At 65.8% G+C, this 14,835-nt stretch carries 13 protein-coding genes; 9 read left to right on the top strand and 4 right to left on the bottom strand.

Annotation, left to right across the window (positions count from 1 at the left end; translation table 11 throughout):
- Positions 1-180 precede the first annotated feature (180 nt).
- Positions 181-1,287 (bottom strand): acetamidase/formamidase family protein, encoded by a 1,107-nt coding sequence (locus tag GVL61_RS10470; RefSeq protein WP_159979665.1) that lies wholly within the window; start codon positions 1,285-1,287, stop codon positions 181-183.
- Positions 1,288-1,580: 293 nt separating this feature from the next.
- On the opposite strand from GVL61_RS10470, the gene GVL61_RS10465 reads away from it, so the two are divergent.
- The 3 genes from GVL61_RS10465 (at position 1,581) to GVL61_RS10455 (ending at position 5,760) form a co-directional block, all read left to right on the top strand.
- Positions 1,581-2,066, top strand: a complete 486-nt coding sequence (locus GVL61_RS10465; RefSeq protein WP_159979663.1) for a VOC family protein — start codon at positions 1,581-1,583, stop codon at positions 2,064-2,066.
- A 119-nt stretch (positions 2,067-2,185) separates the two neighbouring features.
- A complete protein-coding gene (locus tag GVL61_RS10460) occupies positions 2,186-3,394 on the top strand; it encodes an aromatic ring-hydroxylating dioxygenase subunit alpha (protein ID WP_235037623.1) in 1,209 nt (402 codons plus the stop codon).
- A gap of 38 nt (positions 3,395-3,432) precedes the next feature.
- The gene (locus tag GVL61_RS10455; protein ID WP_200844739.1) at positions 3,433-5,760 is read left to right on the top strand and encodes an acetamidase/formamidase family protein; all 2,328 of its coding nucleotides are present in this window, start codon (positions 3,433-3,435) and stop codon (positions 5,758-5,760) included.
- Positions 5,761-5,781: 21 nt separating this feature from the next.
- On the opposite strand, the gene GVL61_RS10450 is transcribed toward GVL61_RS10455, so the two are convergent.
- Positions 5,782-6,603, bottom strand: coding sequence for an oxidoreductase (locus GVL61_RS10450; protein WP_159979661.1), 822 nt, complete (start codon positions 6,601-6,603; stop codon positions 5,782-5,784).
- A 179-nt stretch (positions 6,604-6,782) separates the two neighbouring features.
- Here GVL61_RS10450 and GVL61_RS10445 point away from each other — a divergent pair, with 179 nt between their 5' ends.
- From GVL61_RS10445 to GVL61_RS10420, 6 genes are read left to right on the top strand one after another with little or no spacing between them, the layout of a single operon-like run.
- Positions 6,783-7,925: an LLM class flavin-dependent oxidoreductase gene (locus tag GVL61_RS10445; RefSeq protein WP_159979659.1), complete on the top strand. Its 1,143-nt coding sequence runs from the start codon at positions 6,783-6,785 to the stop codon at positions 7,923-7,925.
- Positions 7,918-8,556 carry a cysteine hydrolase family protein gene (locus GVL61_RS10440; RefSeq protein ID WP_159979657.1) on the top strand — a complete coding sequence of 213 codons (639 nt, stop codon included), beginning with the start codon at positions 7,918-7,920 and terminating at the stop codon, positions 8,554-8,556. The genes GVL61_RS10445 and GVL61_RS10440 overlap by 8 nt, the downstream gene beginning before the upstream one ends.
- Positions 8,556-8,951 carry a VOC family protein gene (locus tag GVL61_RS10435; RefSeq protein ID WP_159979655.1) on the top strand — a complete coding sequence of 132 codons (396 nt, stop codon included), beginning with the start codon at positions 8,556-8,558 and terminating at the stop codon, positions 8,949-8,951. Before GVL61_RS10440 ends, GVL61_RS10435 begins: the two co-directional genes overlap by 1 nt.
- Positions 8,948-9,916 carry an isopenicillin N synthase family oxygenase gene (locus GVL61_RS10430; RefSeq protein WP_159979653.1) on the top strand — a complete coding sequence of 323 codons (969 nt, stop codon included), beginning with the start codon at positions 8,948-8,950 and terminating at the stop codon, positions 9,914-9,916. The genes GVL61_RS10435 and GVL61_RS10430 overlap by 4 nt, the downstream gene beginning before the upstream one ends.
- On the top strand, positions 9,913-11,313 hold the full coding sequence (locus tag GVL61_RS10425) for an amidohydrolase family protein (RefSeq protein WP_159979651.1): 1,401 nt from the start codon (positions 9,913-9,915) through the stop codon (positions 11,311-11,313). Before GVL61_RS10430 ends, GVL61_RS10425 begins: the two co-directional genes overlap by 4 nt.
- Positions 11,314-11,356: 43 nt before the next feature.
- Entirely contained in the window at positions 11,357-12,613 is a 1,257-nt protein-coding gene (locus GVL61_RS10420) for a CynX/NimT family MFS transporter (RefSeq protein WP_235037622.1), read from the top strand.
- An 87-nt stretch (positions 12,614-12,700) separates the two neighbouring features.
- Here GVL61_RS10420 and GVL61_RS10415 read toward each other — a convergent pair whose 3' ends face one another.
- Positions 12,701-13,552, bottom strand: a complete 852-nt coding sequence (locus tag GVL61_RS10415; protein WP_159979649.1) for a TauD/TfdA family dioxygenase — start codon at positions 13,550-13,552, stop codon at positions 12,701-12,703.
- An 88-nt stretch (positions 13,553-13,640) separates the two neighbouring features.
- Positions 13,641-14,558 (bottom strand): ribokinase, encoded by a 918-nt coding sequence (locus GVL61_RS10410; RefSeq protein ID WP_159979647.1) that lies wholly within the window; start codon positions 14,556-14,558, stop codon positions 13,641-13,643.
- Positions 14,559-14,835: the final 277 nt, after the last annotated feature.

Raw genomic sequence — 14,835 nt, 5'->3', positions numbered from 1 at the left:
GCACGCGCCCCGGCGGCTGTATTCGTGACGGCGTGCGAGGCACAGGTCGACAAGCCGCGCGCGCTCTGGCGTTCCGGCCGGGCAAAGAGGCCGGATGCAACCTTACTCATGCACGTAAAGAACGAGCCCGGCTCTTACGAACCGGGCTCCAGGTAACCCCGTCAGGAGTGAGGGTGTCCTTTACTCGAGATCGCGCCGGCCGGGGTCGATGACCATGCCCTTGGACGGGAACATCCGGCGCTCGATGCGCGCATGGATGCCCAGCGTGCCGTCCACCACCTGCGTGATGCCGAAGTCCGCCGCCACGCTCATCAGCGAATAGGCGTCGTTCCTGCTCAACCCCTGCTTCTCGTGCAGCAGGTGGATCATATCGAGCGAGCAGTTCTTCATCGCCTCGTCGAGGTCGGCGCCGAAGCCGTGGACGATCCAGTTTTCCGGCGTTTCCAGCAACGGCGAGGGGAAGTCGAAATCCTTGCGCAGGATGATCTGGAACAGGCAGTCGAGCGAAGCCTCGATCGCGGTGCCGCTGATCTCGCCGTCGCCCTGGCTGACGTGCGGATCGCCGATCGAGAACAGCCCGCCCTTGACCTGGCACTTGTAGAACATCGTTGAGCCGGCACCGATGCGCCAGTTGTCGATGTTACCGCCGTGCAAGCCCGGCGGGATGGTCGAGACCGGCTCGTTCACCGCCGGCGCCACGCCCGCCGTGCCCAGGTGCGGGCGGGCCGGGATGGTGATGCCCGGCAACGCCGGATGACGGTCGCATTCCGGGCAATTGGTGATCGTGCCGGGCACCGTGTAATCACCGGGAAAATCATAAGCATAAAGGGCGTGGGCGGTATTGGCGTTGGGATCGAGTTCGTAGATCGTCACCCGCTCCTGCTTGCCGAACTCCTCATAGAGATGCCCCCAGTTCGCGGCGAGGTTGGAGCCGTAATTGCATCGCGGCACCATCTGCAGATAGCGCACCTCGATCATGTCGCCCGGCTCGGCATCCTCGATATAGATCGGGCCGGTCATGATGTGGCAGCCCGGCGCGCGGCTGGCGGGGTCCACCTCGCGGAAGATGCGCTCGATACCTTCGTCGAACATCAGACTGGCATCGTCGCCGGCATGGTGCGTCACGGCCTCGGCATGGACGAGGTCGCCGCTCCTGATACGCAGTGCCGGCTTGATATCGGGCGAGAAGTAGCCCCAGTGGATGGTCTCCGGCGTGGCCTTGAGATGCCAGATCGCCGAAGGCCGAACCTGTGCCTTCGCCGAACCGAAAGTGGTGACCGAAGCCATGCATTGCCCCTTTTGCTGGATGGAGGATCTAGACTCTTAACTTCGCGGGGATGCGGAAATGGGTCTTGGCCGTGCGCGCCCTCGAACTTGGCGCGGACGGCGGTTCGGCGATCCGCAGAGCGCTTCGACAGGCTCAGCCTGAGCGGGATTGGGGGCATAGGGCAACTTCCGCCCACCCTGAGCCTGTCGAAGCCCTCGCCGCGCCAACATCAACAAACCGGACGCCTGCCGCCAAGAGCGCCGCGCCCGATTGGCGCAAGACCCATGGGCATCGAACACCAAGGAAGACGCCCATGCCCAACACGCTCATCTTCGTAGACCTGCCTGCCGACGATCCCGCCGCTGCCGGCCGTTTCTACGCCGAAGTCTTCGGCTGGCGCGACGATCACAAACCGGAAGGCGTCTATCACCGCATGGTCCCCGGCGGCATGTTCCCCAACCCCGACGGCAGCGACAGCAAAATCGGCAATCTCCACGTCGGCATCTTCGATCCCGCCAACGCCCGCCCGCATCCCAATGACGCCGGCGTCGACCCGCGCGGCATCTCGACAGAAGGCCGCAAGCCTCGCATCTGGGTTCTCATCAGCGACGACGACACACCCGAGCGCATCCTTGCCGCCGCCGAGGAGCGTGGCGCCACGGTGCTGTGGCGTAACCATTTCTGGGGCACGTTCAACGGGTTGAACCACGCTTTTCGCGATCCCTGGGGCAACGAGATCCTGCTCTGGGGCAAGGCCGGCGATCCGCCGAAGATCCCGGACGACTACACCCGCGAATAAGTCGAACACCCCGTTCGCATTTGCGTTCTTGCCTTCGCAGATGCGGCATGCGGAAAGTCCGGCCAAAGCAGCGCCCATACGCACCCGAAGCGCACCTAAACACACCAGGGAAGTACACCATGTCCGCCCCAACGATGCCCGCCCCCATGATGTCAGACAGCTTCATCGAATCCCTTTCCGCATCTGCGGTCGACCTTGCCGATGCGGTGACGCTTCCGCCGGAATGCTACACCGGCACCGACTTCTACGAGTTCGAGAAGGACGCGCTCTACTTTAACGAGTGGCAGTGTGTGGGGCGCGAATCGTGGATCGCGGAAGCCGGCGAATTCTTCACCACCCGCACCGTCAACGAGCCCATCATCGTTGCGCGTAACCTTGCCGGAGAGATCAACGCGATGTCGGCGGTATGCCAGCACCGCGCGATGCTCGTCGCCGAAGGTGCAGGCAAGGCGCGCGGGTTCCTGTGCCCCTATCACCACTGGAGCTACTCGCTCGACGGCGCGCTGGTGGCGGCCCCGGCCATGAACAAGACCTGCAATTTCGATCGCAAGGAAAACGGCCTGCCGCGCTTTGCCGTCGAAATCTGGAACGGCTTCATCTTCGTCAACTTCGACCTGGACGCCGCCCCGCTCGCCCCCCGCCTGACCAAGGTGGCGGACGCGATCTCCGGCTACGACCTTGCCAACGCCGAAGGACCAAAGCCAGACCCGGCGGCCAAGCTGCCGTGGAACTGGAAGGTCATGTTCGAGAACAACAACGACGGGTACCACGCCAGCCGCCTCCACGCCGGACCGCTGCACGATTTCGTGCCATCGGGCCGCGCCGAATTCCCGCATTCCGAGCCGGAGGACGCAGGGTTCCTGCGCTTCAACGGCACCCTTCACGCCGACGCCAGCTTCAACGCCACCCAGCGCGCGGTGCTGCCCGTGTTCCCCGGCCTGACCGACGAGGGCCGCAGCCGCATGACCTTCGCCAACGTCCCACCGTCGCTATCGCTGGTGATGATGAGCGACATGGTGATCTACCTCATCCTGCGCCCGGATGGCCCGGAATCGCACGAGCTGGAAACCGGCTTCCTGTTCGCGCCGGGCGCCATGGCCGAGCCCAATTTCGAGAACCTGCTCGACATGAACCTTTCCGCCTCGGGCAAGATCATCGCGCAGGACATGCATGTCGACGGACTGGTGCAGGAAGGTCTGCGTTCGCGCTTCGCGCCGCGTGGCCGCTACTCCTGGCAGGAGGGCGCGCAGGGCCAGTTCAACAAGTGGCTGGTCCACCGTTACCGCAACGCACACAAGCGTCTGGCGGGTGCCGAGGCGATCGACTAGGCTCGGTATTCAGGGTTAATTAACAAGGGTAATCCGGCATGACCGGCGTGCGATTGACTACCAATGCCTACCCGCACGACCAGCGGCTTGAAGCCTGGCGTTTTGCACTGCAGCGTGTAAGCCTTGAACTGGATACCGGCGACGAGGAAATCTATGGCGACCTCGTCAGCTTCACCAGCGGCCAGAAGATCCAGTTCATCCGCTGCACCGGCACGGCCCAGGCCCTGACACTCGACTTCCGGCAGGAGGCGCGCTGTTTCTGGCTCGTCCTCCTGCTCGAAGGCCGCCTTACAGCGACCAGCGGCGATGCTACGGTCGAAATCGGCGAAGGCGACATGGTCTATGGCGGCGGCGACACCCGCTGCCGGATTGGCGCCGGGGGCGATTTCCGCCTGCTCATCGTCAAAGTGCCGCACAGCCTGCCGGCGCTGAAATCACGCTCGCAGCTGCCGACAGAGATCAGCGACCTCATCGCCGACACCGCCGTGGGCCGGATGATGTCCAGCCTGCTGCGTACCGTCGCCGACACCATCCTCGACATTTCCGACGACCAGATCCGCCCGGTCGAACTGGCCTTGCCGGAGATGATCGCCGCCACCCTGCTCGACCGCGCCCCCGCCAAGGCGCTGGGCGGCGCGGCGGGCGGGCGCGCCGCGATCCTGGAACGGGTGTTCCAGTCGATCGAGATGCGGCTGTCCGACCCCAACCTGAGCACCCACCAGATCGCGTCAGAGCACAATATCTCGCCGCGCTACCTGCAGAAGTTGTTTGAGCAGCACGGCGAGAGTTTCGGCCACTACGTCAAGCTGCGCCGGCTGGAACGCTGCCGGCTGGACCTTGGCAGCCCGCTGCACGCCCAGCGTTCGATCTCGGAAATCCTGTTCCAGTGGGGCTTCAACGACAGCGCCTCGTTCTCCCGCGCCTTTCGCGAGCAGTACGGGATGAGCCCGCGCGAATACCGTAAATCACCCGAATCCGTGGGTACTTCAGTCGAAGCCCCCCGGCGCGGCCGCCCGGAAAAGGCCCGCGACGTACGGCTGGAAAACCGCGAACCCGCGAGCGTACTCGAAGGCGTGCTGCCCGGCGCGGACGCCCTGCCCGCGCTGGATGATGCCGCGCGCACCCGCCGCCACCACTTCCTGCCCGCCCGGCCCGACACCATCCACTGGGGCTATTTCAGCCGCTCGCTCAGCCCGGCGCTGGAAGTCCGTTCGGGCGACTATGTCACCATCGAAACCCTGACCCACCACGCCAACGACGATGCCGAACGCATGATCGAAGGCGATGCGGGCGCCGAGGCGGTGTTCCACTGGACCGCAGAGGGCAAGGCGGTGGAACGGCGCGGCGCCGGCCCCTTCGACGCTTCGGCCCTGGGGCGCGGCCCAGGTGAGGGCTTCGGCGTCCACATCTGCACCGGCCCGATCGCGGTAGAGGGCGCCCGCCCCGGCGACGTGATCGAAGTGCGCATTCTCGACATGGAGGCCCGCCCCAGCCAGAACCCGCGCTTTGCGGGCCGCTCCTTCGGCAGCAACGTCGCCGCGTACTGGGGCTTCCACTACAAGGACCTGCTTACCGAACCCAAGGACCGCGAAGTCATCACCATCTACGAGATGGACGACGAACCCGGCCGGGCCACTGCGCAGGCGGTCTACTCCTATCGCTGGACCCCGCAGACCGACCCTTCGGGCGTGGTCCACGAACGCTACGACTATCCCGGCGTCCCGGTCGATCCCGAGACGATCACCCGCAACTTCGACGTGCTGCGCGACGTGACGATCCCGGTGCGCCCGCACTTCGGCGTGATCGCGCTGGCGCCGGCTCATTCGGAACTGATCGATTCCGTCCCGCCCGCCAACTTCGGCGGCAACATCGACAACTGGCGGCTGGGCAAGGGCGCCAGTTGCTTCCTGCCCGTTGGGGTTCCCGGCGGCCTGCTGTCGATGGGCGATCCCCACGCCAGCCAAGGCGATAGCGAACTGTGCGGCACCGCCATCGAATGTTCGATGACGGCGGTGATCCAGGTCATCCTGCACCCGGCCAAGACCAGCCGCAAATACATCCGCGACATCGATTATCCGATGATCGAAACGCCCGACGAATGGGTGATCCTGGGCTTCTCCCACCCCGACTACCTCAAGGAACTGGGCGCCAATGCGCAAAGCGAGGTCTACAAGCAAAGCTCCATCGACGCCGCCATGCGCGACGCCTTCCGCAAGGCCCGCCGCTTCCTGATGACCCTGCGCGATTTCACCGAGGACGAGGCGATCTCGCTGCTGTCGGTGGGTGTGGACTTCGGGATCAGCCAGGTGGCGAACGGCAACTGGGGCGTCCACGCGGTCATCAGGAAGAGTTTGTTCTCGTCCTGATGTCTTCATCACCGGGCAGGATCAGGCACCCACCGACGTCGTCAGGTGCTTCCACGTCTCGAACTGCTCGCCCAGCATCGCGAACTCCCGCGTGGCGTAACCCAGCGCATCATTGCCCAACAGCAGTACCAGCGGAGGCTCGGGCGACGTCACCGCCGTCACGATAGCCTGCGCAATAAGGTCGGGATCGCTCGGCTCCTCGCCGTGGTGCCCGGTCAGAACCTCACGCGCGACATGCGCCGTCTCGGCATAATCGGCGATGCTGGGCTCTGCCCCCAACAGGCGCGAGGCGGCGAACTCCGTGCGCATCCCGCCGGGCGCCACGTTCGTCACCTTGATGCCCAGCGGGTTCACTTCCTGCGCCAGAGTGCGCCCGATGCAATCCAGCGCGAACTTGCTGGCACCGTAGATGCCGGTGCCGTTCCAGCAGGCCATGCCGCTGATCGAGCCGACATTGACGATATGCCCCGCTTTTCGGCGGCGAAGGTGCGGCAAGGCCGCCTGGATCACCGCCAGCGCGCCCCAGACATTGACGTCGAACAATGCCCTGGCATCCGCGATCGGGGTTTCCTCGACCGCGCCGGTATAGCCAAGGCCGGCATTGTTGACGACGAAGTCCAGCCCGCCGGTCCGCGCCTCGGCCGCATCGACCACGGCGGCGACGGCGGCGGCATCGGTCACGTCCAGCACCATGCCGATGGCGCCTTCGCCCAGAGCCTCGAACGAGGCTGCGTCCCCCGCGCTGCGCACAGTGCCGACCACGGTATCCCCCGCCGCCAGCGCCGCGCGGGCAATCGCGCGGCCGAGGCCGGTGCTTACGCCAGTGATGAACCAGTTGCTCACGTTCGATCTCCCTCGTGCAAGATGACGTGTGGCGTACCGCGGCCGGCCCCGCCACATCTTTGCCGCCCGCGCCCGGCATCTTGATCACCGACAAGAGCGCGGGCGCAGGGTGACAAGATCGCAGGCACACCCCATTCTAGCCTCCACCCAGCAGTAACACGACCATTCAGGGGAGCCACATGAGCCAGAGCCAATCCAGACCGGCTACATTCGGCCTGCCGTCCGACACCGGCGGCCGCGATCTCGGCATTTTCATGCCGATGGCGAACGGCGGCTGGATCCTGTCGAAGAACGCCCCCACGCTCGACGGCTCCTACGACTACAACCTGAAAGCCGCGAAGCTGGCCGAGGATATCGGCCTCGACTTCATCATGGCGATGGCGAAATACCGCGGCTACGGCGGAGAGACCGAACACTGGCGCGCCAGCCTGGATTCGCCGATGATGATGGCCGGGCTCGCGCAGGCGACCAGCCGCGTGAAGGTCTGGGCAACGGTCCATACGATCCTGCAGAACCCTGCCGTCACCGCCAAGATGATCGCCACGCTGGACCAGATCAGCCACGGCCGCGCCGGGCTCAACGTGGTGACAGGCGCCTACAAGGGCGAATTCTCGCAGATGGGCGCATGGCCCGAAGGCGTCGACCACGACGAGCGCTACGTCCTCGCGACCGAGTGGATACAGGCGATCAAGGCACTGTGGACCGAAGACTCAGTCACCAGCCACGGCAAGTATTTCACCCTCGACGACTGCATTTCCGACCCCAAGCCCGCCAGCCCGCCGTTCCTGGTCTGCGCCGGCACGTCAAAGGTCGGGATCGAGTTCACCGCCAACGAGATGGACGCCCTGTTCCTCTCGGGCGGTAACGTCGAGGAACTGGCCAGGGCCAGCGCCGATGCCAAGGCCGGCGCGGCAGCGCTGGGCGCGAAGATCCGCACGTATTCGATGATGACGGTGGTCTTCGGCGAGACCGACGCCGAAGCCGAGGAAACCGCCGCACACTTCCGCGCCGGATTCGACGAAGGCGCCCTGCACGGCATGATGCGCGCCTACGGCTTCCTCGATAGCGAGATCGGCAAGGAAAACGCCTTCACCCAGAAGGCCCGCTCCACCTTCATGACCCCGCATGTGCTGGGCACGCCCGAAACGGTGATCGAGCGGCTGAGCGCGATTTTCGAGAACACCTCGCTCGACGGGCTGATGCTGATCTTCCCCGACTATCACGCCTCGCTGCCGATCTTCGGCGAGAAGGTGCTGCCAGTGCTGCGCGAGCGCTTCCCTGCGCGAATGCCCACACCGATGGAGGCGGTCACCCATGGCTGATCTCCCCCACATCGCCGAGCCGGGCGAGATGATCGCGCCGCAGCGCACCGCCCTGATCGTCGTCGACGTACAGGTGGACTTCGCCTCTCCCGAGGGGCTCATCGGCCGCTATGGCACCGACATGTCCCCCGCCGAAGCGGCCATCGACAGGATCGAGGCCCTTATCGCCGCCGCCCGCAAGGCTGGGACCACCGTGGGCTTCATGCGCGTGATGACCCGGCCCGAAACCGATTCCACCGCCCTGAAGACCTGGATGGCCCGCCGCGGCACGCCGGGCAGCGAGGGCATCTGCCGCATCGGCAGCGGCGGCGAGGACTATTACCGCGTCTTCCCCGAGCCGGGCGACATCGAGGTGGGCAAGCTCGCCTATTCCAGCTTCCACGGCACCGATTTCGAACTGCAACTGCGCGCGCGCGGAATCGACACGCTGGTGATGACCGGCCTCACCACCGATTGCTGCGTCGATTCCACCACGCGCGACGCCTTCCACCGAGATTTCCATACCTTCGTGGTGTCCGACGCCTGCGCCAGCTTCGACGAAGCGCTGCACGTCCACACCCTGACCGCGCTCAACGAACATACCTCGCTGCTGGTGACGACCGAGGCTGTGGTGGCGGCATGGTCGGCCTGATGCCCAAACTCAACGTCGCCTACGTCACGTTTCTCGCGCGCGATGTCGCGGCGCTGGCGCAGTTCTACATCGATGCGCTGGGCCTGGAGGAAGTCCTGTCCTCACGCGACGAGCGTTACCGCGAGGTCAGGGGCGGCGGCTGCATGATCGGCTTCGCGACCGAAACTGTTCGCCCTTACGTCAACCTGCCGGAGATCGAGCCGGTCGGCACCCGCTCGATCCTGACCTTCGACGGCGGTTCGGTCGCCGCCGTGTCCGAGTGGGCACAGCGCGCCGTTGCGCACGGTGCGGCGCTGGTGCGTGAAGGGCTGGACACCCCGTTCGGCCAGCATCAGGCCGTGCTGAGCGACCCGGAGGGCAATGCCTTCCGCCTGAGCGCGGCGACGGGATCATGATCGCCTACGAACCCCCACGCGCCGCGACGCACATCGCGGCGGTCGACCTTTCCGGCAGCTTCGCGGACCCGGTCGAACAGGCTCGCGCCGCGCGCGAAATCCACCGTGCCTGCCGCGAAACGGGGTTTTTCTATGTCACCGGCCACGGCGTACCGCAGGCCCTGCTGGACGCCCAGATCGCCCAGACCCTCGCCTTTTTCGCCCAGAACGAAGCGGCCAAGGCGGCAGTTTCGGTGGAACTCTCCCCTTGCCGCCGTGGCTACGAGGCCACCGGCCGGCAGGTACTGGACGCAGGCTCCGCCGCCGACTTCAAGGAAAGCTTCATGCTCGCGCGTGACCTGCCGGCGCACCATCCATGGGTACTGGCAGGCCTTCCAATGCAAGGGGCCAATCAATGGCCTGAAAACCTCCCCGGCTTTCGCGCGCAGATGGAGGCGTATCAGGCCGAGATGATCCGCCTTGGCCGTCACCTGATGGCGTGCCTGGCGCTGTCGGTAGATCTTGCGGCCGACTGGTTCGCCGATGGCCTTGCCGATCCGCAAGTGGGCGTGCGCCTGCTATCCTATCCGCCGCAGCCGCAGGACGCACTCGGCAACCTGCTTGGCGCCGGGGCGCATACCGACTGGGGCTCGATCACGATTCTGCTGCAGGACGACATGGCCGGACTGGAAGTGCGGGGTACCGACGGCGACTGGATCGAGGCCACGCCGATCCCCGGCAGCTTCGTCATCAACATAGGTCAGATGATGGAGCGCTTCACCGGCGGCCTATACAAGGCCAACCTCCACCGCGTGCGCAACAACCACGCAGCCCGCGCCCGCAATTCGGTGGCGACATTCTTCGAACTGGAACCGCTCTACCGCATGGAAACAGCACCGACTTGCGTGACCGGCGCGGATCGCGGCTCGCTTCGCACCATCGGCGAACATCTGGAAGACATGGCCCGCGCGAGCTACGCCGCATGAAAGAGATGCGCACCCCGGTCGACCTGCTGATCCGCCACGCCTGGATCGTCACGATGGACGCAGAGCGGCGCATCTACCGCGACGGCGCCCTTGCCGTGATCGGTGACCGCATCCACGCCGTAGGCCCGAGCGCCGAAATTGAGGCCGCAGTCTCCGCCCGCGAGGTGATCGACGGCTCGCGCTTCGTGCTCACCCCCGGCTTCGTCAACTGCCACGTCCACACCACTGGCGAGCCGCTGACACGCGGCGCGGTGCCTGACGATGCAGACTGGGAAACCAATGTCATGGGCTGGCTGATCCCCATCGACATGGCCCAGACGCCGGAGGAGGAGCGCCTTTCTGCCCGCTTCGCCGCGCTGGAGATGCTGCGCACCGGCACCACCTGCTTCGTCGAGGCCGGCACCATCCTCGACCTTCACGCGGTTCATGACGGCCTTGCCGAAACCGGCATTCGCGGGCGCATCGGCCAGTGGGCGCAGGACCGCGCCTTCGATCCGGGCGAGAACCAGGCCGCGCTCACCGCCAAGGCCATCGACACCCTGCAACGCGAGGTGGAGCGCTATTCCTGCGCCGGCGATCCACTGCTGGCGGCATGGCCCGCGCTGGTCGGCCATTCCACCGCGACCGACGACCTGTGGCGCGCGGCGACCAGCCTCGCCAGGGACCACGGCGCCGGCGTCACCGCGCACATGAGCCCGGACCCGCAGGACCCCGATTTCTACCTCGCCATGACCGGCAAACGCCCCATCGCCCACCTTGCGGAGATCGGAGCGCTCGGAGATCATCTGTCGCTGACCCATGCGATCTTCCTCGATACCGAGGAAGTCGCCCTGCTGGCCGGCACCGGCACCCACGTCACCCATTGCCCGATGACGGCGATGAAGGGCGCTTACGGGGCCAGCCACTCAGGCCTGTTCCCCGAAATGGCGGCGGCAGGGGTTCCGATCCAGCTGGGCACCGACGGCAACAACAACGGCAACGCCGCCGACATGATGCGCGCGATGTACATCACTGCCGGACTGTTCAAGGACGCGCGGCGCGATTCCATTCTGTTCTCTGCCTACGACGTTCTGGAATGCGCCACCTTGAACGGCGCAGCCGGCGCGCAGATGAGCCACCTGATAGGCAGCCTTGAGCCGGGCAAAAAGGCCGACTTCGTGGCCCACGACCGCCAGCGCCCGGAATGGACGCCGCTGCTCAACGTGGTCAACCAGCTGGTCTGGTCGGCTGACGGTCGCGGCGTGCATTCGGTCTGGGTCGACGGGCGGCGTCTGGTAGACAATTACCGTGCGACCACCATCGACGAGGAGCAGATCCTCGCCGAAGTGGAAGCCACCGCCCCGGCGCTCCTCGCGCGCGCCGGAAAGACCGTTCCCTGCCGGTGGCCGGTGCTATGAGCCCGTCCGCCGCTTCCTCTTCAAGCCCGCTGGGGATCACGCTATGAACATGCCCTTGAAAGCACCGACGAACACGCGGCTGCTCGTCTATATCGTGCTGCAGGCGCTGTGCCTGATGTACTTTCTGCTCTCGGCGGGCACCTTCAATTCGCTGGGGATGGTCATCCCTTCGATGGTGCAGGAATTCGGCATGTCGTGGGCGCAGGCAGGCTTCGGCTTCACCCTGCTTGGCACCGCCTGCGGGATCATCAGCCTCGCCCCGGCCTGGACCATCCGCAAGCTGGGTGTGGGGCGCACGCTGCTGACGGGCACGGTGATCCTCTTCGCCGGGTTCGGGCTGCTCTACGCCTCTACCGGGGTGATGACTTATTACCTGGGCACGACGCTGCTGGGCGTGGGCTACTGCTTCTGCGGCACGGTGCCTGCGGTGCACGTTCTGTCCAGCACGTTCAAGCGCCGCTCCACGGTGCTGGGCCTGTACTTCACCATCGGCAATCTCGGCGCCGTTGCCGGGCCGATGCTCTTTTACAGCTCGCAGTCGGCGGGAATGGACTGGCGCGCCTACTGGATGATGCTGGCCCTTGCCGCCGTGGTGATCGGCGGTTTCAGCACTATCGTCGCCAGCCGCCTGCGCCTTGCCGGCCCCGAGGAACCGGGCACCCGTTCCGCCAATGCGCCAGCCGAGTGGACCGTGCGCGCGGCGCTGGGGACAGTGCAGTTCTGGATCGTGGTCGGCGCCTATACGGCCTGCCTGGCGATCAACACGACCACGCACGGCTTCGCCTATCAGAACCTCCTCGAACACGGCATCGCGCAGGACCGCGCCTCACAGCTCATCAGCCTTTCAGCGCTGGTTTGCGCAGTAGGCTCGGCGTTGGCGGGGATCGTTGGCGAGAAGACCTCGGCGCGCGCGTTGACGATGTTCTCGCTGGGATGCCTGGGCCTCTCAGCGGCGCTGCTGGCGGTAGCCGATGGGCCGCTGGTGCTGATCCTGTGGATGATCGCCTTCGGCGGCGGACTGGGTTTCAGCTATGTCAGCACGGTGATGCTGCTGCAGGAATACTTCGGCCAGAAGGCCTCCCTGGAACTGTACTCGATCATGATGGCGGTTTCGACTTCCGCGGCGCTGGGCCCGGCGCTCGGCGGAGCGATCAAGGACCAGACGGGCAGCTTCTCTGGTATCTTCTTCGGGCTGGCAGCGGTCAGTGCAGTGCTGTTCTGCGTGGTGGCGGTGCTGCGCAAGCCCGCCGCAAGGCCCCGGTTCCAGGGCACATTGGTCGCAGTCGAAGCCGAGGGCTGAGATACGGCCCGGCCTTAACCGAAGGCTACAAAAAAGGCCGGGGGCGGGCACGCCCCCGGCCTTCAATTTTCGGCACTCGCCGTCAGATCAGACCGGCCGCTCGCCCTTGACCTGGATGCGGTAGCCGGAGCGTACTTGCGGGAAATAGTCCCAGATCGCCATGTGCTGGCCGCAGCGGTTGTCCCAGATGGCGATGGCGTGCGGGCTCCAGGTGAAGCGGCACTGGAACATCGGACTTTGCACGTGATCGAACAGAAAGCGCAGCAGCGCCTCGCTCTCGCGCTCGGAAATGCCTTCGATCCGGGTGGTGTAGCCGCGGTTGACGTAAAGTGCCTTGCGCCCCGTGACCGGATGGATGCGCACCACCGGGTGCGATGAGCACGGCAGTTCCTGCCCCTTGGGCACCAAAGCGCCGAATGCTTTTACCGCATCGTGGATCGCCGTCAGCCCTTCGAGCTGGGCCTTCATCCGGTCCGACAGCGCATCCCACGCCGCATACATGCTGGAAAACACGGTATCGCCGCCCAGCGGAGGGATCGTGTGCAGATAGAGGATCGAGCCCATCGGCGGCTCGGGATCGGCGCTCATATCCGAGTGCCAGTCTTCGCCCGCGACGTACTTGGAATTCTCGTCCGCGTGCATTTTCGTGATTTCATCGAAGCCGGGCACCCGCCAGGGCTTGGTGCTGGGGGCGACATGCGCCTCTCCGAAAACGGCGGCGAGGCGGCGGTGCGCTTCGAAGTCGATCGGCTGACCGCGCAGGAAGATCACCAGATTTTCGGCCAGCGCCAGACGCAGTTCGTCCGCCACGTCTTCACCGTAAGGCTGCGTCAGGTCGACGCCGCTTACATAGGCGCCGATGGTTGGATTGACCTTCTCGACCGTCAACAGTCGGTATTTTCCGCCTGCGTGAACCCTGTCCTTAGCCTCGATGTCCATCACTGCCTCCTGTTGCCTGACCGATGTCTCCGCATTCTATCGCACCGCATTGCACGCTCTTGCCGGTGAGCGCCTTATTCCTTCGCGCTCAGGCCAGCGCGGCGACCAGAGCATCCACTTCGGCCCGGCGCGGCATGGAAGGCGCCGCCCCCCGCCGCCCAACCGAGATCGACGCGGCAGCATTGGCCAGTCGCAAGGCTTCCTCTGCCCCGATGCCCTGATCGACGCAGGCCGCGATCACGCCGCAGAAGCAGTCCCCCGCTCCGCTGGTGTCCACCACCGTCTCCGCACGGATGGCCGGGGCGAAGATCGCCCGGTCTGCCCAGACCGCTGCCGAGCCGATCGCGCCCAGCGTCACCACGACAGCCTGATCGGGCCGGGTCAGCAACCGGCGCGAGACGAGAAGGTCGTCCAGCCCCTCAGGCTCACGGTCGAGGCCGAGGTAATCGGCAAATTCGGTCTGGTTGAAGATCAGCGTGTCGCACAGCTCGAACAGCCGCGAGCCCGCCGGGACGGCCGGCGCGGCGTTGAGAATCTTGCGCACGGCCGCCGCCGGCTCGCCGGCAAGCAACCCGGCGATCTCGTCGATATCGGTTTCGAGCTGGACCAGCAGCACCCGCGTTTCGGCATCGAGCGTCCCCAGCGCGACCGAAGCGCGCGCGGAAAGATTGGCGGCGGCCTCCACCGCGATCATGTTGTCGCCGCCCGGCTCGATCAGGATCGTCGCACGGCCGCTGCCCCGGCCTTCGAGCACCTCGACATGGGCGGTATCGACGCCCTCGGCCTCCAGCGCCTCGCGCAGCATTACGCCTGCCGCGTCGCCGCCGACAGCGCCCGCCATGCGCGTGTTCGACCCGAAGCGTGCGGCCGCTACCGCCTGGTTGAGGCCCTTGCCGCCGACCGCCTGCTCGCCCTCGTCCACCAGCAGGGTCTGACCCCAGGCGGCGCGGACCGGCAGGCGCAGGGCGATGTCGAGATTGAGGGAACCGAAGACACTGACGCTCATAACATACCCCTGAATAGACCCGCTTTTAATGAGGACGGTCGCCCTTGACCCACATTCGATGCATCTCGCGGATACGGCGAGTGTCGTCGAACAAGGGGCCGGTGCGCAAGGGGCAGCGGGCGGATAACAAGGTTGGTCGCGGGACCGCCACCGGACTGACCTTGCGCCTCTTGCTGCGTATGGAAGCAAGGTTCGCACCGATGATCTCGGTGCCAAATCCCGCTTTGAGCGGAGCGCTCAGGTAGCCTGCGCACAAGACATTCCGCGCTCCCCGCAA

This window comes from Novosphingobium sp. 18050, assembly GCF_902706195.1.
In the GTDB taxonomy this organism is placed as follows: domain Bacteria; phylum Pseudomonadota; class Alphaproteobacteria; order Sphingomonadales; family Sphingomonadaceae; genus Novosphingobium.
This window is presented reverse-complemented; position numbering and strand designations above follow the sequence as displayed.

Coding starts and splice junctions, on each gene's coding strand:
- GVL61_RS10470 (WP_159979665.1), bottom strand. CDS start 1,287: ATGGCTTCGGTCACCACTTTCGGTTCGGCGAAGGCACAGGTTCGGCCT.
- GVL61_RS10465 (WP_159979663.1), top strand. CDS start 1,581: ATGCCCAACACGCTCATCTTCGTAGACCTGCCTGCCGACGATCCCGCC.
- GVL61_RS10460 (WP_235037623.1), top strand. CDS start 2,186: ATGTCCGCCCCAACGATGCCCGCCCCCATGATGTCAGACAGCTTCATC.
- GVL61_RS10455 (WP_200844739.1), top strand. CDS start 3,433: ATGACCGGCGTGCGATTGACTACCAATGCCTACCCGCACGACCAGCGG.
- GVL61_RS10445 (WP_159979659.1), top strand. CDS start 6,783: ATGAGCCAGAGCCAATCCAGACCGGCTACATTCGGCCTGCCGTCCGAC.
- GVL61_RS10440 (WP_159979657.1), top strand. CDS start 7,918: ATGGCTGATCTCCCCCACATCGCCGAGCCGGGCGAGATGATCGCGCCG.
- GVL61_RS10435 (WP_159979655.1), top strand. CDS start 8,556: ATGCCCAAACTCAACGTCGCCTACGTCACGTTTCTCGCGCGCGATGTC.
- GVL61_RS10430 (WP_159979653.1), top strand. CDS start 8,948: ATGATCGCCTACGAACCCCCACGCGCCGCGACGCACATCGCGGCGGTC.
- GVL61_RS10425 (WP_159979651.1), top strand. CDS start 9,913: ATGAAAGAGATGCGCACCCCGGTCGACCTGCTGATCCGCCACGCCTGG.
- GVL61_RS10420 (WP_235037622.1), top strand. CDS start 11,357: ATGAACATGCCCTTGAAAGCACCGACGAACACGCGGCTGCTCGTCTAT.
- GVL61_RS10415 (WP_159979649.1), bottom strand. CDS start 13,552: ATGGACATCGAGGCTAAGGACAGGGTTCACGCAGGCGGAAAATACCGA.
- GVL61_RS10410 (WP_159979647.1), bottom strand. CDS start 14,558: ATGAGCGTCAGTGTCTTCGGTTCCCTCAATCTCGACATCGCCCTGCGC.